This is a genomic window from Clostridium estertheticum, from assembly GCF_018861295.1.
Classification (GTDB): domain Bacteria; phylum Bacillota; class Clostridia; order Clostridiales; family Clostridiaceae; genus Clostridium_AD; species Clostridium_AD estertheticum_D.
In genome coordinates, this window is sequence record NZ_JAHLDM010000006.1 from 26995 (window position 1) to 50100 (window position 23106).

At 31.2% G+C, this 23106-nt stretch carries 22 protein-coding genes and 1 pseudogene; 18 read left to right on the top strand and 5 right to left on the bottom strand.

Going from position 1 to position 23106, the window contains the following annotated elements:
* Positions 1–222: 222 nt before the first annotated feature.
* The 9 genes from KPL54_RS07935 to KPL54_RS07975 all read left to right on the top strand — a co-directional run bounded on the left by KPL54_RS07935 (position 223) and on the right by KPL54_RS07975 (position 9761).
* Entirely contained in the window at positions 223–783 is a 561-nt protein-coding gene (locus KPL54_RS07935; RefSeq protein WP_216106061.1) for a beta-class carbonic anhydrase, read from the top strand.
* Between the two features lie 29 nt (positions 784–812).
* The gene (locus KPL54_RS07940; RefSeq protein WP_216106062.1) at positions 813–1748 is read left to right on the top strand and encodes a sugar-binding transcriptional regulator; all 936 of its coding nucleotides are present in this window, start codon (positions 813–815) and stop codon (positions 1746–1748) included.
* Positions 1749–1843: 95 nt separating this feature from the next.
* Entirely contained in the window at positions 1844–2242 is a 399-nt protein-coding gene (locus KPL54_RS07945) for a cytidine deaminase (protein WP_216106063.1), read from the top strand.
* Positions 2243–2521: 279 nt separating this feature from the next.
* The gene (gene deoC / locus KPL54_RS07950; protein WP_216106064.1) at positions 2522–3163 is read left to right on the top strand and encodes a deoxyribose-phosphate aldolase; all 642 of its coding nucleotides are present in this window, start codon (positions 2522–2524) and stop codon (positions 3161–3163) included.
* A 110-nt stretch (positions 3164–3273) separates the two neighbouring features.
* Positions 3274–4449: a NupC/NupG family nucleoside CNT transporter gene (locus KPL54_RS07955; RefSeq protein WP_216106065.1), complete on the top strand. Its 1176-nt coding sequence runs from the start codon at positions 3274–3276 to the stop codon at positions 4447–4449.
* A 23-nt stretch (positions 4450–4472) separates the two neighbouring features.
* A complete protein-coding gene (gene deoB, locus KPL54_RS07960; RefSeq protein WP_216106066.1) occupies positions 4473–5654 on the top strand; it encodes a phosphopentomutase in 1182 nt (393 codons plus the stop codon).
* Between the two features lie 16 nt (positions 5655–5670).
* Positions 5671–6972, top strand: coding sequence for a pyrimidine-nucleoside phosphorylase (locus KPL54_RS07965; RefSeq protein ID WP_216106067.1), 1302 nt, complete (start codon positions 5671–5673; stop codon positions 6970–6972).
* Positions 6972–7475: a DUF1097 domain-containing protein gene (locus tag KPL54_RS07970; protein ID WP_268037955.1), complete on the top strand. Its 504-nt coding sequence runs from the start codon at positions 6972–6974 to the stop codon at positions 7473–7475. The genes KPL54_RS07965 and KPL54_RS07970 overlap by 1 nt, the downstream gene beginning before the upstream one ends.
* A gap of 270 nt (positions 7476–7745) precedes the next feature.
* The gene (locus tag KPL54_RS07975; protein ID WP_216106197.1) at positions 7746–9761 is read left to right on the top strand and encodes a methyl-accepting chemotaxis protein; all 2016 of its coding nucleotides are present in this window, start codon (positions 7746–7748) and stop codon (positions 9759–9761) included.
* Between the two features lie 83 nt (positions 9762–9844).
* Here KPL54_RS07975 and KPL54_RS07980 read toward each other — a convergent pair whose 3' ends face one another.
* Positions 9845–10510: a GntR family transcriptional regulator gene (locus KPL54_RS07980; RefSeq protein ID WP_253203390.1), complete on the bottom strand. Its 666-nt coding sequence runs from the start codon at positions 10508–10510 to the stop codon at positions 9845–9847.
* A 143-nt stretch (positions 10511–10653) separates the two neighbouring features.
* On the opposite strand from KPL54_RS07980, the gene KPL54_RS07985 reads away from it, so the two are divergent.
* The 4 genes from KPL54_RS07985 to KPL54_RS08000 all read left to right on the top strand — a co-directional run bounded on the left by KPL54_RS07985 (position 10654) and on the right by KPL54_RS08000 (position 14239).
* Positions 10654–11340: a cyclase family protein gene (locus KPL54_RS07985; protein ID WP_216106068.1), complete on the top strand. Its 687-nt coding sequence runs from the start codon at positions 10654–10656 to the stop codon at positions 11338–11340.
* Between the two features lie 14 nt (positions 11341–11354).
* Entirely contained in the window at positions 11355–12278 is a 924-nt protein-coding gene (locus KPL54_RS07990; protein ID WP_216106069.1) for a ketopantoate reductase family protein, read from the top strand.
* Between the two features lie 41 nt (positions 12279–12319).
* Entirely contained in the window at positions 12320–12787 is a 468-nt protein-coding gene (locus tag KPL54_RS07995; RefSeq protein WP_216106070.1) for a YhcH/YjgK/YiaL family protein, read from the top strand.
* 132 nt (positions 12788–12919) lie between these two features.
* Positions 12920–14239, top strand: coding sequence for an MFS transporter (locus tag KPL54_RS08000; RefSeq protein ID WP_216106071.1), 1320 nt, complete (start codon positions 12920–12922; stop codon positions 14237–14239).
* An 85-nt stretch (positions 14240–14324) separates the two neighbouring features.
* On the opposite strand, the gene KPL54_RS08005 is transcribed toward KPL54_RS08000, so the two are convergent.
* Positions 14325–15128: a tryptophan-rich sensory protein gene (locus tag KPL54_RS08005; protein ID WP_216106072.1), complete on the bottom strand. Its 804-nt coding sequence runs from the start codon at positions 15126–15128 to the stop codon at positions 14325–14327.
* Positions 15129–15530: 402 nt separating this feature from the next.
* Here KPL54_RS08005 and KPL54_RS26015 point away from each other — a divergent pair.
* Positions 15531–16151 (top strand): annotated as a pseudogene (locus KPL54_RS26015) (alpha/beta fold hydrolase).
* Between the two features lie 121 nt (positions 16152–16272).
* Here KPL54_RS26015 and brnQ read toward each other — a convergent pair.
* Entirely contained in the window at positions 16273–17586 is a 1314-nt protein-coding gene (gene brnQ / locus KPL54_RS08020) for a branched-chain amino acid transport system II carrier protein (RefSeq protein WP_216106074.1), read from the bottom strand.
* A 265-nt stretch (positions 17587–17851) separates the two neighbouring features.
* Here brnQ and KPL54_RS08025 point away from each other — a divergent pair, with 265 nt between their 5' ends.
* The 3 genes from KPL54_RS08025 to KPL54_RS08035 all read left to right on the top strand — a co-directional run bounded on the left by KPL54_RS08025 (position 17852) and on the right by KPL54_RS08035 (position 20678).
* Positions 17852–19003, top strand: a complete 1152-nt coding sequence (locus KPL54_RS08025) for a hypothetical protein (RefSeq protein ID WP_216106075.1) — start codon at positions 17852–17854, stop codon at positions 19001–19003.
* Between the two features lie 350 nt (positions 19004–19353).
* Positions 19354–20229: a response regulator gene (locus KPL54_RS08030; protein ID WP_216106076.1), complete on the top strand. Its 876-nt coding sequence runs from the start codon at positions 19354–19356 to the stop codon at positions 20227–20229.
* On the top strand, positions 20211–20678 hold the full coding sequence (locus tag KPL54_RS08035; protein WP_071612482.1) for a chemotaxis protein CheX: 468 nt from the start codon (positions 20211–20213) through the stop codon (positions 20676–20678). Before KPL54_RS08030 ends, KPL54_RS08035 begins: the two co-directional genes overlap by 19 nt.
* A gap of 87 nt (positions 20679–20765) precedes the next feature.
* Here the strand turns inward: KPL54_RS08035 and KPL54_RS08040 are convergent, their stop codons facing one another.
* Both KPL54_RS08040 and KPL54_RS08045 read right to left on the bottom strand, forming a co-directional pair.
* On the bottom strand, positions 20766–21872 hold the full coding sequence (locus KPL54_RS08040) for a DUF362 domain-containing protein (RefSeq protein WP_216106077.1): 1107 nt from the start codon (positions 21870–21872) through the stop codon (positions 20766–20768).
* A gap of 190 nt (positions 21873–22062) precedes the next feature.
* Entirely contained in the window at positions 22063–22254 is a 192-nt protein-coding gene (locus KPL54_RS08045) for an alpha/beta-type small acid-soluble spore protein (protein ID WP_216106078.1), read from the bottom strand.
* A gap of 181 nt (positions 22255–22435) precedes the next feature.
* Between KPL54_RS08045 and KPL54_RS08050 the strand changes: the two genes are divergently transcribed.
* Positions 22436–23077, top strand: coding sequence for a hypothetical protein (locus tag KPL54_RS08050; RefSeq protein WP_216106079.1), 642 nt, complete (start codon positions 22436–22438; stop codon positions 23075–23077).
* The last annotated feature ends 29 nt before the right edge of the window (positions 23078–23106 follow it).

The window sequence follows — 23106 nt, forward strand, 5'->3', positions numbered from 1 at the left end:
TTGGGCATACTAGGTGTAGTTGTGGCGTCTATTGTTAGGGATACGTTTGTATGAATCAAGCCTTTTAGTATGATGAAAGACTAGCTAGGTATATAATAATATATCTGTTATAATAGGAATAAATATTTGAATATTTCGAAGAATTAGATGAAATTAAAATCAAAACATTATTATTTTAAAATAAAAAAGTAATAGAAATAAGATTATGAGGATGTGGGTTAAATGAGCAAATTAGAAAAAATAATTGAGTATAATGAAAATTTTGTAAAAAATAAAGATTATGAAAAATATATAACAACTAAGATACCTAAAAAGAAAATGGTGATATTAACCTGCATGGATACTAGATTAACAGAATTATTACCAAAGGCTATGAATATAAAAAATGGTGATGCAAAAATAATAAAGGATGCAGGAGCAACTGTTATGCATCAGTTTGGTGGTGTAATGAGAAGTATATTAGTTGCAGTATATGAATTTAAAGCTGAAGATATTTTTGTAGTAGGGCATCACGGTTGTGGAATGAGTAATTTAAATACAACAGAGGTTGTTAATAAAATGATGGATATGGGAATAAAAAAAGAAACATTGTTAACATTATACAATGCAGGAATTGATGTTAAGCGTTGGCTTCATGGTTTTGAATCAGTTGAAGCCTCTATAAAAGAAAGCGTAAGTAGGATAAAAAGTCATCCTCTACTTCCAGAAAACATAAAAGTACATGGGCTTATTATGAATCCAGAAACAGGGGAAATAGAAGTTGTGATAAATGGTGATGAATAGGTACAAAATAAGAATAGGATGTGAAATTTGTGGATAGTGAAAAGCAACAATTAAGTGTTGAAGTGGCAAGACTATATTATCAGTCAGATTATAGCCAACAACAGATTGCGTTGCAACTTGGAATATCAAGACCGACTATATCTAGACTTCTTCAATATGCTAAAAAAAAGGGTTATGTAAAAATTAGTATTATTGATCCATTTGATGATTTAGAAAAATTAGCCTATGAATTAAAAGAAAAATATGAATTAAATGATGTTCATGTTGTTTTCTCACCAAAGGATGATTATGTTTCTAGCAGAGAATATATCAGTAAAGAAGCAGCAGAATATTTACAAGGAACTATAAAGAATGGAGATATTATTGGGGTAAGTTGGGGAACAACAATGTATGAGGTCGCAAAAAGACTTATGCCACAAAGTGTTAAAGGTGTAGAAGTAGTTCAGCTAAAAGGTGGAATTAGTCATTCAGATGTAAATACATATTCCTCAGAAACAATTGCTCTTTTTGCTGAAGCTTTTAAGACAGTTCCAAGATATTTACCTCTGCCTGTAATTTTTGATAATGCCATCGTCAAACAAATGGTAGAAGAGGATCGTCATATAAAAAGTACTATGGAAATGGGTATTCAAGCCAATGTAGCCATCTTTACCGTTGGTACTGTTCGTGATGGAGCTTTACTTTTTCGTCTAGGTTATTTAAATGAAAAAGAGAAAAAGATTTTAATGGAAAAAAGTGTAGGAGATATTTGTTCACGCTTTTTTGATGAGAATGGTGAAATATGTGATGAACAAATTAACAATCGTACTATAGGAATATCCATAGATGAGCTTAAACAAAAGGAGAAATCTATTTTAGTTGCAGGTGGCAAACTGAAATTGAAAGCTATCAAAGGAGCATTAAAAGCTAAAAGTGCCAATATACTAATTACAGATCAATATACTGCAAAGAGACTTTTAGAATAATATTTGAGCATAATTTCATGTATAGCTTTACAAAATTTCAAAAAAGCCTTATTATAAAATTATAATAAGGCTTAAAAAGGAGGGTTATAATTAATATGGAATATGAAAAATTAGTTTCACAGGCTTTACAGGCAAGAAAAAATGCATATGCTCCTTATTCTAATTTTAAAGTTGGTGCAGCTGTACTAACTGATGACGGAAAGATATTTACAGGGTGTAATATTGAAAATGCATCATATGGTGCTACTAATTGTGCTGAAAGAACAGCTATATTTAAAGCCGTTTCTGAAGGTTATAAAACTATTAAGGCAATTGCTATAGTAGGAGTACAAAATGACTATACTTATCCTTGTGGTATTTGTAGACAAGTAATAGCTGAATTTGCAACAGACGATACTAAAATAATTTTAGGTAAAAATGATACTGAATATTTAGTTAAAACATTAGATGAAATATTACCAGGAGCTTTTACTAAGAAAGATTTAGGCAAGTAAGAAAATATCCTGTTGATGGTTAACACGAATAATCAAACTTAAAAGCATATTTGTATAATTGTTTAAAGTAAAACAATTATACAAAATATGCTTTTATTTTCGAAATTTAGTTATATGATTTTATAACTACTTTATCCTTAATATAGAAGTTTAAAATAGTTAAAATCTAATTATAAAGTGTCTTAAAAAATATAGTGAACAAAATTTCGAATTAGTCTTTACAAATGTTCAAATAAGATTTATTATAAAAGTATAATAAAGAAAAAAAGGAGATTTACAATGAATATTGCTACAATTATTGATCATACAGAACTTAAACCAGATGCAACTAAGGAACAAATATTACAATTAATAAAAGAGGCAAAAACAAACAAATTTGCATCCGTTTGTGTAAATCCAAAATGGACTAAAGAGGCAAGCCTAGGATTAAAAGATAGTGGAGTAAGTGTATGTGTTGTTATAGGATTTCCACTTGGTGCAAACACAACTGAAACAAAAGCATTTGAAGCAAGTGATGCTATTAAAAATGGAGCAACAGAAGTCGATATGGTTATTAGTATCGGTGAACTAAAGGATAAAAATTATACATATGTTGAAAGTGATATTAAGGCTGTTGTTGAAGCTGCAAAAGGAAAAGCACTTGTAAAAGTTATTATTGAAACTTGTCTTCTAACAAAAGATGAAAAAATAAAAGCTTGCCAGATCGCTAAAAAAGCAGGAGCAGATTTTGTAAAAACGTCAACAGGATTTTCAAAAGGTGGAGCAACTGCTCAAGATGTTAAATTAATGCGTGAAACAGTAGGGGCAGAAATGGGTGTCAAAGCTTCAGGTGGTATTCATACCAAAGAAGAGGCTATACAAATGATTAATGCTGGTGCAAATCGTATTGGAACAAGCTCAGGTATTTCTATCATTTCATAACAAATGAAAAGGAAATTAACAATAATATTATTTATTGTTAATTTCTAAAATAATTTACTTTTGATGTAAACGTTATATGAGCTATGCAAATATTTTAGGGGGGAATAAAAATGAAATATATTATTGGAATCATCGGTTTAATTGTTGTTTTAGGCCTTGCATGGATTACTAGTACTGATAAAAAAAAGGTGAAATACCGACCTATTGTTGTAATGGTTATTTTGCAATTTATACTTGGGTTTATATTGCTAAATACTGGTGTTGGTAATTTTTTAGTAGGTGGAGTAGCAAGTGGGTTCAGTTTATTGCTTAAATGTGCTGCTGAAGGCGTAAATTTTGTATTTGGTGGATTAGTCAATGATAACCAATTTACATTTTTTATAGGTGTTCTTTTGCCAATAGTATTTATTTCTGCTTTAATTGGAATTCTACAGTATTGGAAGGTATTACCGTTTGTAATTAAATATATCGGATTAGGTTTAAGCAAAATTAATGGTATGGGTAAGCTCGAATCATATAATGGAGTAGCTGCTGCTATTCTTGGTCAATCAGAAGTGTTTATATCAGTTAAAAAAGAACTAGATCTATTACCAGAGCATCGTCTTTATACCCTTTGTGCGTCAGCTATGTCAACAGTGTCTATGTCAATAGTTGGTTCTTATATGGTTCTTTTAAAACCTAGATATGTTGTAACAGCACTTATTTTAAACTTATTTGGTGGATTTATCATATGTTCAATTATAAATCCATATACAGTAACAGCAGAGGAAGATATATTAGTAGTTAAAGAAGAAAAAAAGCAATCATTCTTTGAAATGCTTGGTGAATATATTATGGATGGATTCAAAGTAGCTATCATAGTTGGAGCAATGCTTATTGGATTCGTAGCCATAATTGCTATGATTAATATGGCCTTCAAAGGTGTTTTTGGTATTTCTTTTCAAAATATACTTGGATATGTATTTTCACCATTTGCTGTTTTAATGGGGGTACCTTTTAAGGAAGCAGTACCTGCTGCAAGCATAATGGCAACAAAATTAGTATCAAACGAATTTGTTGCAATGACTAGTTTAGCAAGTATACATTTAACCGCAAGAACAACAGCTATTGTTTCTGTATTCTTAGTTTCTTTTGCAAACTTTTCATCGATTGGAATTATTGCAGGGGCAGTAAAAGGACTTAATGAAAAACAAGGTAATGTCGTTGCTAGATTTGGTCTAAAACTATTATTTGGTGCAACGTTAGTTAGTGTATTAACAGCAACTGTTGTTGGTTTAATTGTATAAGACAAAAGAAAGAAGGGGTTAAAATGGAAAAATTTAAAAGGATTCATATTATAGTGATGGATTCAGTCGGTATTGGTGAATCACCAGATTCAAAGGATTTTGATGATTTCAATGTTAATACATTAGCTCATATTGCTGAGAAGAAAAATGGACTTAATATGCCCAATATGGAAGCCTTGGGATTATCAAACATTTATGAAATAAAAGGCGTAGAAAAAGCAATTCATCCAAAAGCTTATTATACAAAAATGCAAGAAGCCTCTTGTGGGAAAGATACAATGACAGGTCACTGGGAGATGATGGGATTATATATCGATAAACCGTTTCGTGTTTTTCTAGATGGTTTTCCAAAGGAATTAATTGAAAGGATTGAGACTTTTTCTGGTAGAAAAATTATAGGAAATAGACCTGCTAGTGGAACAGAAATCATAAAAGAACTTGGTGAAAGGCAGCTTAAAACAGGAGAGTTAATAGTATATACATCGGGAGATTCTGTGCTACAAATTGCTGCAAATGAAGAAATTATACCCTTAGATGAATTATATAAAATTTGTGATTATTGTCGCGAGATAACACTAGATAATCCATATAAGTTAGGAAGAATTATTGCTAGGCCATTTGTTGGAAAAACTGCATGTACTTTTAAGAGAACTTCTAATCGTCATGATTATGCGTTAAAACCTTTTGATAAAACAGTAATGAATTATTTGAAAGATGATAATCTAGATTCTATTGCAATTGGAAAAATTTCGGATATATTTCTTGGAGAAGGAGTTACAAAAGCAATTAGAACTACATCTAACATGGATGGTATGGATAAATTAATAACATTATTAGATGAGGAATTTCATGGCATTAGTTTCCTTAATCTAGTGGATTTTGATGCAGTTTATGGACATCGTCGTGATCCAACAGGTTATGGTGATGCATTAGAAGCTTTTGATAAAAGGTTACCTGAAGTCTTCGAAAAATTACAAGAGGATGACTTATTATTAATTACAGCAGATCATGGAAATGATCCAACTTATCGAGGAACAGATCATACAAGGGAATATGTCCCACTACTTGCTTATTCAAAACGGTTCAAGGAAGGTAAAGATTTAGGAGTACGCAAAACATTTGCTGATATAGGGGCAACTGTTGCTTATAATTTTAATGTTAAGATTCCAAAATATGGCGAAAGCTTTTTAGAAAAATTAAAATAAAAGGGTGGTAATAAAAATGAGAATGGTAGATGTAATTTCAAAAAAACGTGATGGTAAAGAATTAACAACTGAAGAAATCAATTTTTTTATAGAAGGTTATACTAAAGGAACTATTCCTGATTACCAAGCAAGTTCCCTTGCAATGGCTATTTATTTTCAAGACATGAATGATCGTGAGAGAGCAGATTTGACTATGGCTATGGTTAATTCTGGCGAAACTATTGATTTATCAAAAATCGAAGGTATAAAAGTAGATAAACACTCAACAGGTGGGGTAGGTGATACAACAACGCTAGTACTCGCACCATTAGTTGCGGCTTTGGATATACCTGTTGCTAAAATGTCTGGACGAGGACTTGGACACACTGGTGGAACTATTGATAAATTAGAATCTATAAGTGGTTTCCATGTAGAGATTACAAATGATAAATTTATTGAATTAGTTAACCGTGACAAAGTTGCCGTCATTGGTCAAACAGGGAACTTAACTCCTGCAGATAAGAAATTATATGCACTTCGTGACGTTACTGGAACTGTTAACTCGATTCCACTAATAGCTAGTTCTATTATGAGCAAAAAAATTGCATCAGGAGCTAATGCAATAGTTCTAGATGTTAAAACAGGTGCAGGAGCTTTCATGAAAACGGACAAAGATGCAGAAAATTTGGCTCATGCAATGGTTCAAATTGGTAATAATGTAGGAAGAAATACCATGGCGATAATCTCTGATATGTCACAACCTTTGGGATTTGCAATTGGTAATGCACTTGAGGTAAAAGAAGCCATTGATACATTAAAAGGAGAAGGGCCTGAAGATCTTACAGAACTTGTCCTAACACTTGGAAGTCAAATGGTAGTACTTGCTAAAAAGGCAAAAACATTAGAGGAAGCAAGAAAAATGCTTCTTGGAGTAATAGAAAATGGTAAAGCAATAGACAAATTTAAAGTATTCATTAAAAATCAAGGTGGAGATGAATCAGTTGTAGATAACCCAGATAAATTACCACAAGCTAAATATAAAATTGATGTACCTGCTTTAACTAGTGGTTTTGTATCTAATATGGTAGCTGATGAGATTGGTATTGCAGCAATGTTACTTGGTGCAGGTAGGGCAACAAAAGAGGATAAAATTGATTTAGCAGTAGGCCTTATGCTATGTAAAAAAGTTGGCGACAAGGTAGAAAAGGGTGAAACTATTATAACTATCTATGCGAACCGTGAAAATGTAGAAGATGTAAAAGCAAAAATATATGAAAATATTTCTATTAGTGATCATGCAACTAAGCCAACATTAATTCATGAAGTTATTACTAAGTAGTGTGTGGAAAGGGAAAGTGTATAGATGCTTTAAATTCTAGCGCTATAAGTATTGGGTTACTATCAGGGGTTTGGATCATACTAAGTACTAAACTTGGACTTATGGCTTGGGTTGGGTTTATGGGATGTACTAGTTATTATGCTGCTGGAAATAGATTTGTAAAAGGCTGGAAGAAATCAGTGATATGTAATATATCTGGAATTATTTGGGCGATGATTGCTATTCAGTTTTCAAATATGATTCCTATACCAGAACCAGTAGCTGTTATGACTACCATTATTTCATTTTTTATAATTGCGCAAGCTAAAATTCCATTTTTATCATTTATTCCTGGAACTTTTGTAGGCTGTGCTTCAACTTTTGGAATGAATGGAAATTGGAAGGCTACAATAATAGCTTTATTAATGGGATCAGTCTTAGGAATACTATCAGATGTTGGTGGAGTTTCAATTAAAAAACTAACTGAGAGAAAATCAGATAAGACAATATCACAAGTTTTATAAAAAAATTATTGAGCAAGTTAAAAATAAAGTTGACATCATATGAATGATGTTAACTTTATTTTTATTTAAAAAGTTAATAATTTTTAATTAAGTTGGCTTTAGATATCCTAAATTTAACAAAGATATAAAGTAATTAATTTATCAAACGATATATTAGTTGAAGGAGAACGAATTTATAGTAATACATATAAGATTAAAATACGACAAATCTAGATATTAACAATATAACAATTAGTAGTAAAAATGATATTGATTGGAGTGATAAACTTGATTAAAAAATTGTCTTTCAAAATGAAATTATTATTTACCATTTTACCAGCAGTAATAATTGGAATGTTAGTTCTAAGTTACACGGCCTTTTATCAGTTTAAGAAAACTATGGAAAGCGAAATTATTAGCAGTAGGGTAGAAACAACGAACGGCCTGTCAGAAAATATAAATTCTTGGTTAAATGGAAAGCTTCTTGAAGTAAGAAGTTCTGCAAATACACCTACAGCCAAATTAATTAATTCAAATTTAGGCGCTGTTGATAAATTTAATTCAGAGAGAATTAAGTTTTTAGAAAAAAATTATCCTGGTGAATATGATAACGCAGCGGCCACATTATTTAATAATGATGGAAAATCTAGGGCGCAATATTCTAATGGAAAACTTGTAAATGGTGATGTGTCTGAAAAACCATGGTATAAGGATTTAATGAGTGGTGCACCATATCTTATATCAAATCCAGTAGTATCAAAAGGGACTGGTAAAACTTTAGTAGTAGTGGGGGTTCCAATAAAAGATCCATCTGACAAAACTATAGGAACAATTATATCAGGAGTTAATCTTTCTTATATTCAGGATAAAGTTAAAGCTTTTAAATTTGGGAAAAAAGGATATAGTTTATTAATTGGAAAAGATGGAACAATTCTTGTACATCCAGACAAAGAATTAGTGATGAAAAAGAAAATATCAGATATAGCGGATGCAAACATGCAAGCCTTAGGTAAGGATATGCTTCAACAAAAATCGGGTATATTCAGATTTAGTAACGATAATGGGAAATACATAGTATTTTATAATAAAGTTCCTTTAGCTGGTTGGAGTGTAGCTAGTGTAGTAGATGAAAGTGAACTTTTTGCTCCTGCTCAAAGGATGATGATAACTTTACTTTTAATTACGTTATTAATTGGGGTTATACTTGCTTTTATAATTGTGTTAATTGCGAAACGAATAACATCACCTTTAACTAAATTATCTGAGTTCTCTGAACAAATTGCTTTAGGGAATCTTAGTAATAAATTAACTATGAATCAAAATGATGAAATTGGGCAAGTGGCAAATAGCCTGAATGGCACTGTAGCTAGCTTGAAAGATATGATAAGATCAATAGGCGAGTCAGCTAGTGAAGTTGGCTTACTGTCAAATAATTTGTCATTAACAACAAAAGAATCTGCACGTGGAACGGAGGAAGTTTCTCAAACTATGCAAGAAATAGCTAGTGGAGCTATTAAGCAGGCTGAAAATGCGGGTAAAGTAACAACGATAACAAGCGAGTTAGTAAAAGATATAAATGAGGTTCTAGAGCAGTGCAGGTATATGACAAATGTTGTAGAAAAATCTATGAAAGTAAGTAATTCTGGTGCACAAGGTATCAAAGATGCAGTAGAGAGTATGGAAACTATAGCTAAAACTAATAGCTATAATGTTGAAAAAACACATGATTTATTAGAACAATCAAAACAAATTGGGCAAATAGTAGATGTAATAAGTGATATAGCTGAACAGACTAATTTGCTGGCGCTTAACGCAGCAATAGAGGCTGCAAGAGCTGGAGAGCATGGAAAAGGGTTTGCTGTAGTTGCAGATGAAGTGAAAAAACTTGCCGAGCAGTCAGGTGAGGCTTCAAAGCGTATAGTAGAACTTATAAATGGAGTTCAGAAGCAAGTTGAAACCATAGCTGTGACAATGGATAAAGGTACAAATGAGGTAGTGAGTGGTGTTCAAGTTGCAATTCAAGCTGGTAAAAATTTCGATGAGATAGAAAAAGTTTTCGGTGAACTAGCTTCTACTGTACGTAATATGTCACAATCTACAAGTGATATGTCTAAGAAATCAGATGTTACAGTTGAAGCTATAGATAGCTTTGCTGCTATATCAGAAGAAAATTCTGCTGCTACAGAACAGGTTACAGCATCCACTGAAGAGCAGACAGCTAGTATGTATCAAATAGGAGAAACAGCCAATAAATTGGATGACTTGGTTGAAAGACTTAAGGAAACGGTTAATAAATTTAAATTATAAGATGCCAATTGGCATATATAATGGTGAAAGAGGTCGGCTAATCAAATAATGATTAGCCGACCTCTTTATTGTAATAGATATTTCTAATTTATAATATGCATATTGAGTGGCATCATTAGATGCTTTACTAATATATTGTATGCAGTATCACCATCGCCTTGTTTAAGATAATGGAAAAATTGCTCATGCTCATCCAAAGTACTGTCAATACGTCCAGTAAGAGAGAGAGCTGTTGACGTTGTTAATTGGATTAAATACATAAGCCTTTGAAATGTTTTACTAAATTCACTATTGTCTACATAATTAATTAATGCAAGATGAAAATTGTGGTCATAATCCATAAAAGATTTATGAGAGTCATTAGAATCTTTTGTATTTTTCATACGATCTAACAACTTATTTAAAGTTTTTATTAATTGCTGGCCTTTTTTGCTTTCTATTTCACTTGCAATTACATGAGTACAAAATCCTTCTATTGCGCATCTTATTTGAATTGATTCTAACATATCTTTTTCATTGAGTTGTCTTATCATAAATCCCTTGCTTGGAATAATTGTAATATATCCATCTTGGCTAAGGCATTGAAGAGACTCTCTAATAGGAGTTCTTGAAATACCTAATTCTGCCGCTAGTTTTGTTTCCGAGTATAGGACATTATTATCCAATTTTTTTGTAAGAATCTGTTCTTTTACATAATTATAAGCCTGAGATTGTAATGAACTTTTTGTATCAATATTTAAATTAGTCATGGTGTGCACTCCCTTATATTACTATCATATACTAAAAAATATTTAAGGTCAATAAAAAACGCTTGACAGTATACCGACACGCCGGTATACTGGTATTAAGAAAGCAAATGGTATTAAAAGTTAAATTTTAAGGAGGAAATATTATGAACTCATGTAAAATTGGAGATTTAAGAGTAATTGATTTAACAAAGGTATTGGACCCTAAGACAGAAAGTAGAAGGTGTGGACTTACTAGATTTAACACAGGTGGACCAATTCCAGATTTTCATACAATTATGGATTTAACAAGTCATTTAGGAACTCATGTTGAGTGTCCATATCATCACAATGATGATTGGTCAGATGTAGAGTCACTTCCAATTACTACATTTATGGGAAGAGCAATTTACGTTAACATTACACATATGAAACCTAATGAAAAAATTAAGGCAATTGATTTGGAAAAGGCTTGTGGGGATAGAATTAAAGAAGGCGATATCGTAATATTAGATTCTCCTATGAAGCTAACTCCATTTACACCAGCATCTAATACCATAGACGATAAAAGACTATTTATCTGTCGTGAGACTGCGCAGTGGTTGAAAGAGAAAGGAGTAAAATGTGTTGGTTTTGGTGATGGTGTATCAATTGAAAGCAATAATGAAGATGTAAAAGCGTTTCACGATGTATTGATGGAAGTAAATGTTGTATTTTTAGAAGTGTTAAAGAATTTGGAAGAGTTGTCTGTAGATACATTCTTTATGTCATATTCTCCACTTCCGATTAAAGGTTTGGATTCATGTCCAATTCGTGCATATGCAATTGAAGGATTAATAGAATTTTCTAAATAATGAGGGGTGTAGGTATGAAAATAGCGGTAATCGGTGCAGGTGCAATGGGGTCTATCTATGGCAGTTACTTATCAAAACATAATGAAGTTTATTTGGTGGATAATAAACAGAATGTTGTAGATGCAATTAATAAAGATGGATTAAAACTTCAGGAAAATGGTTTGGACGTATTGTATAGACCCAAAGCTGTTACTTCCGTAGAAGGAATTGGGAAGGTTGATTTGCTTATCCTATTTGTAAAATCCTTATATTCAAAAGTTGCCTTAGAAGAAAATAAAGGAATGATTGATAGTAAGACGTATGTTATGACACTTCAAAATGGTTCTGGTCATGAAGATATTATTTCAGAGGTAGTTTCAGTTGAACGTATTATTATCGGTACAACAGAGGATAATGGTGCAATTCTTAAACTAGGACATGTTAGACATGGCGGAACTGGAAGAACGAATATTGGAATGCTTGTTGAGGACAAAGATAAAATACTTAATACAATAAAAAAATGTTTTGACGATTGTGGTTTTGATACAAAGGTTCACGATAATATTCAAAAATTAATATGGGATAAGTTATTTACAAATGTATCACTTAGTGCAATTACTGGTGTGTTACAAGTGAGAATGGGCTTTATTGCTGAAAATCCTAGTGCATGGAACTTGGCAAAGCAATTAATAAAAGAAGCAATAGCTGTATCAAATGAAATGGGACTCGTATTTGATGAAGAAATAGTACTATCAAAGGTTAAGAAAGCTTCAGAGGGTTCCCCTAATGGTTGTACTTCTATTTATACAGATTTAAATAATGGAAGACTAACAGAGGTAGACACAATAAGTGGATCAGTTGTACGTGCTGCTAAAAAATATGGAGTAGAAGTTCCGTCTCATGAATTTATTGTGAATATGGTTCATGCTATGGAACAACGAAACAATTTAAAAAGTTAAGCAATTAATCTTAAAATAACTGAAATAATGGGAGGTTTAACATGATATTTTCATCTATTTATTCAAAGGATGACGTTTCTAAGTATCCAAAAGCTATTCAAACAGCAATTAAATATTTAAAAGAAAACGATTTTACAACTATGAAAGTAGGAGTTTATGAAATTCAGGGAAAGGATATTTACGCACAGGTATTTGATGCACAGACAGAACCAATCGAAAAGAAAAGACCAGAAGTTCATGAAAAGTATGTAGATGTTCAGTTCATTGCTTCTGGGAAAGAAAGATTGGGATTTACGCCTGATATGGGCAAATATGAAGTTGATGAGAGAATCGATGATAGAGATTTGATTTTTTATAAGGACGTTGAAAATGAAGGATTTATAGAAGCTACCCCAGGATGCTATTGTATTTTCTTCCCAAATGATGTGCATAGGCCAGCAGTAATGGCTGAGGAAGCTATGATTGTGAGAAAAGTTGTTGTAAAGGTAAAAGTAGCATTATTATACTAAAGAAGATTTATTTTTCTGTTTTATGTAAAATGAAATCGGTTTAATAATCAAGGCAGGAAATTGTAAAGGTTTAATACTGAAACGCTTTGAATTTAAAAGGTATATTTTTATTTAAGAAAAGGAGATGTAAATATGAGTAAAAATACAAAAACACTTTCAAATATTCCATGTCAACGTTGGTTTCGTATTATTCCACCAATTATCATTGTTTATATTGTAGGTTTTATGGATCGTACTAATATAAGTTTTGCGATAGCGGGAGGAATGAGCAAAGAGTTAGGAATGACTGCAAGCATATCTGGACTCGCTGCAGGTATATTCTTTATTGGATTCCTTTTTCTTCAAGTTCCAGGAGGATTACTTGCAGAACGTAAGAGCGGTAAGAAGCTTATAACTTATGTAGTTATAGTATGGGGTATTATAGCCACACTTGGAGGGTTTGTTCATAATGTAAATCAATTACTTATAGTTCGTTTTTTATTAGGAGTCTCAGAAGGGTGCGTTTTACCATGTTTGCTTACAATGCTAAGTCATTGGTTTCCCAATGAAGAAATTGGAAGGGCAAATGCTCTTTGTATAATGAATGTGCCAATAGCATCTATTATAACAGGACCACTTTCTGGATTTATTTTAGCTAGCTATAGTTGGAGATATGTTTTTATAATAGAAGGAATATTATCCTTATCGGTTTTATTTGTATGGCTCCCAATGATTAGTGATAGACCAGATGATGCTAAATGGATTTCCAAAGAAGAAAAAGATTATATAAATCAGAAAATGCTAGAACAACAAGAAAGTGTAAAAGGAAAAATATCAGAAAAAGTTGGCTTTAAAGATATATTCCAAAGCAAAAATATGTGGAAGTTGGTACTATTAAATCTATTTTATCAAACTGGAATATATGGATTTTCATTATGGTTACCTACAACGCTTAAAAATCTAACTAATTCAGGAATGGCCATGGTTGGTATTTTGTCTATATTTCCTTATATAGGCACTATAATTGGATTATATGTATTTGCTAATCTCTCAGATAAAAGTAAAAACAGAAAAAAATATATAATCATACCTATATTAAGTTTTGCTTTATGTTTATATTTATCTGTTCTATTTAAACAACATATGTGGGTTTCATTTGCATTTTTGGTTGGTTGCGGAGTGTTTTTACAGGCAGCAGCGGGAGTGTTTTGGACAATTCCTCCAACTTTGTTTAGTGGAGATATGGCAGCAGCTTCTCGTGGGATTATAAATGCTTTAGGAAATTTAGGCGGTTTTTTAGGGCCATATATAGTAGGATGGTTTATTCAAAAATACAACTATGATTTTGCAATATACTTTCTTGTATGTTCACTAATAACAGCAGCTTTAATTACGCTATCTTTACCAAAAAAATTAGGTGGAACTACTAAAATAAAGAATAAAGAATCAGTTCTAAATGTAAAAATTTCATAAGTACTTAAATGCAAAAGGGGATAGAATTAACATGTTCTAAAAAAACATAAAAATATACACAAAGGGATTCCCAAATAGGAATCCCTTAAAACATATCTGGATTAAAACATATTTTTTTCTTCTTTGAAACATATAATAAGCATATGAAAATAATAACTAATGAAATGATTAATGTAGTGATAATTCCATAATATTCACCTGCAAAACCACTCGAGGAAACATGTTTTATTAGTATCCCCAAATAAGCCCAAAATATAACTATACCATAAGGGATATCTTTATTTTTTAGCGTTGTAGCCATGCCAATAATAAGCCCAACTAATAAAATAACTATTGTCCAGATTTGCTCAGATATGTCCCAACCATTCCAGCCTAAACTAACAAGCAGTGTGGTGGCATTAGCTATTGTTGCTACAGTAATCCACCCAAAATAAACGCTAAAAGGAAGTTTTACAAATAACTTTTCCTTTGAGGTTAGTTCTATGGAGTTTATTTTATTATTAATTTTAATTAAGCAAACCAGTATTACTACCATTAAAATCATGGAAAGTGGAAGAACTTTATACTGCCAGCTAAATATCCATGTTGCATTGGTTAGTGAAGATATAATAAAATAACCATCAATAAGTTTAACTATAGCTTTAGTATCAGTTCCATTAAAAAGTCCCAGTTGATAAACTACAAATCCAGCAAGTAATAAGTATATTATTCCCCATATTGCAAATGTAACGCCAGCAGGTGCAAATAGATTAGGATATGAATCAGAAACTCCACCAGTTGTTATTCCATTAATCGGTAAAATATTTGCTAATGCATTAACAGCAATCATGAGAACAAAACTAAGCACAGTAAAAGTTTTTAGAATTTTTACTCCTCTTTCCTTAGACATTATTAAATCACTCTCCAATGTTATTATTTATAAAGATACTCTTAGTTTACTAAACTTTCTCATTAAATACACCATAAATATAATTCGATTTTTAACATTAATTTTATCTGCACACTTCGTTTTAAGTTATCATATATTAATTATTTAAAACCTTTTGAAAAGTCGATAATAGCAATGTGCTTGAGAGAGAAATGGTAAGGAAAAATGTAACAGTAAATAATAAGTATGGTATTATTATAAACGGACAAAAAACCGAAAACATAGTTCATTGGGGAGCGATATAATATGAAAATTTTTATAAAGAAAAAATGGAAATATTCTTTAATGATTATTCCAATAATAATTATAATAGTTATAGCATATTCAAGGGATTATTATAGAGCCATGCCGGAAGCTAAAATTATGCTCCGATCAAATGATAAGGTTAAATATAATGGTTCACCTTGGATTGAATATACTGTTAAAAACAAAATAGTTACGAAAGGACTAATTATATATCCCGGTGGAAAAGTTACACCTGAGGCTTATGCACCTTTAGCTGAGAAAGTAGCGGAGTCTGGTTTTAAAGTTGTAATTGTACCAATGCCATTGAATCTTGCTGTGCTTTCTCCTAATAAGGCAGAAAAAGTAATAGGAAAATATCCGCAAATTAAGCAGTGGTATATAGCTGGACATTCCCTTGGAGGGGTTATGGCAGCGCAATTTGCATACAAAAACTAAGATAAAATTAATGGATTAATACTCTTAGCGTCATATCCTCAGAAAAGTAACAATCTATCATCAAGTGTAGTAAAAGTTTTGTCAATGTATGGGACTAAAGATGGGTTTGTTGGAAAGGATAAGATTGATGAATCTAGAAAACTATTGCCTAAAAGCACAAAATTGATTCCTATTAAGGGAGGTAATCATTCTCAAAATGGTTGGTATGGATTTCAAAAGGGGGACAATACAGCGACAATAACAAGAGATGAGCAACAAAATATTATAGGTAAAGCTATAGTTAAATTTATTAGTGAAAATTAGGGAGTGATTTAACTTAGTTTGATGTTAGAGTTAGATAAAAATAGAGTTATTGGATAAATGTTTATCCAATAACTCTATTTTATCTAAATATTAATAATTCATAAATAATTTGCAGTATATATTATGATTCCAATACTGAGTTAGTATCATCTTCATCTATAGCATCTTGTTTTGATTTTATTGACATGTTGGAGATTACAAAAGCTAGTAAAGTAGGTATAAACCATGAAAATCCAGCACTAGCTAGAGGGATAAATTTAATGAATCCAATGCTACCAGCATATACAGCATTTATGGTGTCTAAAATACTTATAATTAGTGTTGTGTATATAGTTATAGCAACGACTTTATTATTTTTAACTTTATCACCAAGCAATGTAATGACTATTAGAACAATTACAATTGGGTATAAAATTTGTAAAACAGGACCTGCAAATGTAACTATACTATCAACGTCGTTTGTAGCTATCAATCCACTTACTACAGCCATAATAATAGCAGCGGTTTTGTAAGATAATTTATTTTTTGAAAGATTAGCAAAGAATTCTGCTCCACTTGCAAGTAAGCCGATAGCAGTTGTTAAGCATGCAAGTGCTACACATAAACTAAGAACAACTGAACCAATACTTCCAAGGTCTAATTTAACAAGCCCTGTAACTAGACTAGTTCTTGCTATATTTTTGGGAAACAAAGTACTTGTTTGTGTACCAAGATACATAAGTCCACCATATACAAAGGCTAAACCAGTTACGGCGACTATTGCTGATTTTATTGTCATCTTCATTATATCTTTTGCATTTTTGTAACCTTTTGCTTTAACAGATGAAATAATTATTCCTGCAAATATAACAGAAGCCATAACATCCATTGTTTGATAACCTTCTATTAAAGCTTTTGAAAATCCATTTTTGTAAGATGTATTTACAATTGGTCCAATAGGATCTATTATTCCTTTAAATATAATTATAGCGAGCATTAATAAAAGTGCTGGTGTAAGTATTTTACCAACGTTATCAATTATTGAAGAAGGTTTAAGTACAAATGCAAGCGCTATTAAAAAATACAATATAACTATTATGTTTTGTGATACGGATGGAAATAAAGGATGTATTCCAAGTTCAAAAGTTGTTGCAGCGGTTCTTGGAATTGCAAGTAACGGTCCAATAACAAGAATTAAAGCTACACTTGTTATTACAGCAAATTTTTTGCCTACTCTATTTGCCATCTTTTCGTAAGTACCATTAATCTTAGCACAAGCGATTATTCCAATTAGCGGAAGGCCAACTCCTGTAATGAGGAAACCTGTAATAGATGTAAAATAAGCACTTCCTGCTGCTTTTCCGAGGAATGGTGGAAAAATTAGGTTCCCAGCACCAAAAAACATTGCAAATAGTGCAAAACCTATAATTAGAGAATGTTTTGTTGAACTTTTCATTTATATGTACCTCCTGATGAATATGTTATGTAAAAAACATGTATTTATTAGTGTATTGCTGGGCGAGAGTGTAGGGGTTATTAACTAAAAAGGTGGCTTTTTTATGCATCTTAAATTTTACATATATGTATTATACCATAAATAGTATTGGTATGTGCATTATTAAATTTGACACAAGTATCTATCTGCTTTATAATTTAATGAAGATTAAAAATATAATTATTTAATTGAAAAAAATGGTAAAAATAAAGGAGCGAAAAATTAATTGATAAGTATTATTAAAACGGCAATTCTAACTATATTAATATCATTTGCATCAGGATTATTGCTTGATTATTATAAGAACTTAGGTCCTAGAATATTATGTAATATACGAAAAGGTAAACCTAAAGATACAGATATAGATAGCGAAGAAAATTGTGGATATGTTATTACGGTTAAGAATCCATCAAATAGGACAATTCATGAGTTAACTATAAATATAGGATCACAAACCAAGTTAAGGAGTACAGATGCCAAAATAACAAGAGGTTTAAAATTTGATTCATCAATAAATGATAACATTTTAGAGGTTTATATCCCATTTATAAGTAAGGGGGATGAGTTTTCAGTTACAGTTTATTTAGAAAATCAACATAATAAGCCTGTTATTGTAATTAAATCACCAGAAAACTTTAAGGAAATATATTCTGGGGAACAAAATGGAATCCTAGCGTTATTGCTAAATATACCGATGAATATAAAACACCTAATATTAAAGGAAACGAAAAAATCTGAAGAAGTACAATCTGAAGAAGTCCATTCTGTTGATAAAGATGATTTTACAACAGTTATGAGTAAGGTAACAGGTGAGGAACAAACAATAAATAAAAGTAATAGAGAAGTATTCCCTGAAAATAAAAAGCTTAGCAAGAATAAAAAGAAAATAATTATTGTAGCAATAATTTTAGTTATGATTGCTGGAGTTTCTGGGAAAGTTTATTCTAAAATGACTGCTGAAAATACACCAACTCCAACTGTAAAAACGGTTGTTCCTCAAAAGTCAACAGTTGAAAAAGAGTCATCAAGACAATCAACTAGAACTAAGGATACAAAAAAAACGGTAGATAAAACAAATGAAACTACAAGTACCAAAAAATCGGTCGACAAAACAAATGAAACTGCAGGTACAAAAGCAGCAACAGAAAAATCAACTAAAACTACAGGTACAAAAGAATCAACAGCAGGAACTACACCTGCGGCTGGATCAAAAGAAGGAACAACCGAAACTACACCTGCAGCTGGATCAAAAGATGGAACCACCGGAACACCAACATCTGGAGCGACAGATGGAAAAACTGAAACTACACCGAATGCAGGATCAACAACGGAGACTACACCTGCATCAGGTACAACAGGTGGCACAACGGCTAATTAAATTATCAGTAATATTAGCAGGATTTATAGAAAAACATCCCCAAAATAATATTTTAAAATACAATGAGTTGAATGTAATATAACTTAAATAAAAAAGCTAAATCTTAATAATATGCTCTCTTTAAAGTGGATAGATTAGAAAATCAGTCCACTGTAAAGAGAGCTTTTGTTATGTGAAGAGTCAATAATTTATCAATTAGATACTACTAAAAAAAAATAGGTATATAGAAAATTTTAATATGTTCGATAACTATAATATAAGGATAGTAATCATTATAATCATAAAAACATAATTGAAACAAAATATAGTGATTATAGTATTAGAAATAGTTTAAAGGGGTAGATGTAATTATGAAAGATGTAAAAGTTTTAATTGTTGATGACTCACCTTTCCAAATAGCATTATTAACAGATGTTCTCACTGAAAGTGGATTTGATGTAGTTGGTGAGGCGAAATCTTTAGAAGAGGTTATTGAGGAAGTTACAAGAGTTAGACCAGATCTAGTAACAATGGATATGACTCTTCCAGGAACAGATGGATTTGAATGCACAAGAGCCATCCACAAAATTGATAAGGATATTAAAGTTATAATTGTTAGTTCGATGATGGATGATGAGCTTGTAAGAAAAGCCAAAAAAACTCATGTGTGTGGATATATTCAGAAACCTGTTGATTCAGAAGAATTATCTTTATTAGTAAATAGAGTTATGGCAGATGAAGAATTGTATCTAGAACTTGAGAAATTATATTCAGATGTATTTAAAGAGGCTTTATTAAATATTTTCAATAAGCTTACAAAGACGGTGCCAGAAATTACAGATGAAAGTAATGATAATATTGCTATACATAGTGAAGGCATATCAATAGTTATGGGGATTACAGGTAAATATTCAGGTAGACTAATTTTGGATATGGCCTATGAAACAGCTTCGAGTCTTGCAACAATATTATTAAAAAGAGATCCTAAAAGTAGTGAAGAGTTGCTTAATGTTATGTCAGAAATAGCTAATATGTTTGCAGGAAATGCATGCTCAATGATAAATAAGAAAAACAAATTGTTTGGTCTAAGGGTTGCACCACCAACAATATTTCATGGTGAGTCAATAAATATATCAAAGGCAGAACTAGAGAATACCTTCTCTGCTATTGTAAAATCTCAATTTGGAAATTTGACTATAAATATAGGTTTTAATAGAGGTGAAGGGGAATGGATGTCAATCATATAAATCCAGTTTTAGAATCATTCAACATAATACTACCACAATTAGGGTTAAATGATATTAAAAAAAATGGAATTAGTGTAAAAGGTAAATATATAAAAAGCAAAGGCGTTGTGATTATTATTGGAATAATTGGAGATGTTAAAGGTAATATCATTTATGGTATGAGTGTTGACACTGCAAAAAAAATTGCCTCAATAATGATGATGGGAGCACCTGTAGATAACTTTGATGAGTTGCCACAAAGTGCTATCTCAGAACTTGTTAATATGTTAACGGCAAATGTCGCAATGAATTTTTCAAAGGATAATATAAATATAGATATCTCTACACCAACCTTGATTGAGGGTGATTTTACAGCAAGTAGTAATGCTGATAAAGTTCTTTGCGTTGAGATGAGTGTAGATGGAATGATTATTGAAGTTAATATATCCTTAGAAAAGAATACAATATAGAGGTATATATTGTAAATGGCAAAAATAATAATCAAAAGAGAGCGAATTATATTAGATTCGCTCTCTTTTGATTTGTTGTTATATAATTTAAATTGTAATCAATTCATATTCATTACTGCCTAAATTTAATTTTACAGCATGGTCAATTGCTGCTTTCCAATTAGTTTCAGGGCTGACATTAGTGAAATGGTCATGATTTTTTTCAACAGCTTTATCTAGAATACTTCCTGGTATAACAGGCTGTGCATTTACAGCATCAGCGCAAGCAACATCTAGTGCAACAGGATCAAAGGAGGCAAACATACCTACATCTGGAACAATTGGCACATCGTTCTCTCCATGACAGTCACAGAAAGGTGATACATCAATGACTAGACTTATATGGAAGCTTGGGCGACCATTTAGAACTGCACATGAGTATTCAGCAATTTTTTTGTTCAAAATATCATTTGACTCATCTGATGCAGGAAGAACAGCATCCATAGGACAGACACCAATACATCGACCGCAGCCAACACAGTTATCGTGATTAATAGTAGCCTTCTTTTGCGTTACTGTAATAGCATTGTGGGCACAGTTTTTAGCGCATTGACCACAGCCTATACAGTCGTCATGTGAGATATATGGCTTTCCACTACTATGCATCTCCATCTTACCTGCACGAGAGCCACAACCCATACCTACGTTTTTAAGAGTACCACCAATACCAGCTGCTTCATGTCCCTTGAAATGAGTTAAAGTAATAAATATATCTGCATCCATGATAGCATGACCAATTTTTGCCTCTTTCACATATTCACCACCTATAACAGGAACTAAAACTTCGTCGGTGCCTTTTAATCCATCTCCAATTATAATGTGACACCCTGTAGAGAATGGAGAAAAACCATTCACATAAGCAGAATCAAGATGGTCAAGTGCATTTTTTCTACCACCAACATATAAAGTATTGCAATCAGTAAGAAATGGGTTTCCACCTAATTCCTTTACAATATCTACTATTGTTTTAGCGTAATTTGGGCGTAGGTAAGCTAGATTGCCAGGTTCTCCAAAATGAATCTTAATAGCCGTAAATTTTTTATTAAAATCAATTTGACCGATCCCGGCTGTTTTAATTAGACGGGTCAATTTTTGTTGCAAATTTTCTTTAAGTGTCGCATGCATATCGGTAAAATATACTTTCGATTTTTCCATGTTTAATAACCTCCAAGGTTTTTATCTTTTTATTCTTAAATAAGAATAGCTTTAGTATTTTAATTGGGTTGATTTACTAGTGTGCTTACTCATTAACCTTCATTATATATGATATTACAAAAAAAGAAAACATGCACCTTTATGATACATACTATACAAAAGGTGCGTGTTAATATTGAAATGATTATTTTTAACTTTTTTTGTCTAATCTGGATTCATTATCTGAAACAGCCTCTTTATTAAAAGTATCACCAAGTGCTCCACCAACGCTCCCACAGGTTTTTGAGCTGTAGTTGCTCCAGTCACCATCTTCAGGTGTTTTTATTCCCATAAGTCTAGCTTGCTGAGTTCTATTTTTTGCTCTATTTATTATTTCATCCATAAAAACACCATCCTATTTTTATTGTATATTTTAGTGTTTGAATTTTGTTTATAAATTATGTAAGTAAGATAAATCATATTTATAATTTTTAGTTAATAATTTCAGTTATTGGATATAATTAAAAGTTATAGGATAGAAGACAATATACTTAACTAATACAAACTTGGGGGTTGATTAATCAATGCCAGATATGTGGATGTGTGTAGGGAATATACGAGGGGCTACAGAAGGAAAGTTATTTTTAAGTTATGGAGAAGTTTTTACAGTGATAAATAAAATTAGATTAACTAGCATAGATAAAGATATAAAACTATTTGTAAGTAATGATGAAATAAATATATTCTTTAAGCATATAGAGACCAGCTACCTAGTATATGGGGTTTGGATAACAAAAGGTTATAATAACTGTTTAAGAAAACTATTTAACTTAAAGCCTAAAAAAAAATTGAGTTATAGTAGAGTGGATCTAGATATTTTTGATAAGGTTACTCTACATAGAATTTACATAGAACTATTATTATATCTTTACAAAGTAAAATCAGATGAACTCCTTATACAATTTTCTACAATAATAAGATATCAATTAGAGTCCTTAAAGATGATTTATAAAAATAAAGATTTAGTTAATTTCGATGAAGAGTTTGAGCAGACAAAAATACAGTTTAGGAAAATATATGAGTTCTGTAATTCAATAGAACTTAAAACTAAGCAAATTGAATTAGAATATAGAAGAAAAGTAATTAAAGAACAATTGGAAAAAAGAAAAGAAATAAATAAATTAAATATATTAATGTTAGATGAAATTAATAAAATGAAAGATTAATTAAATATTTAGGATAAATTAGATTTATT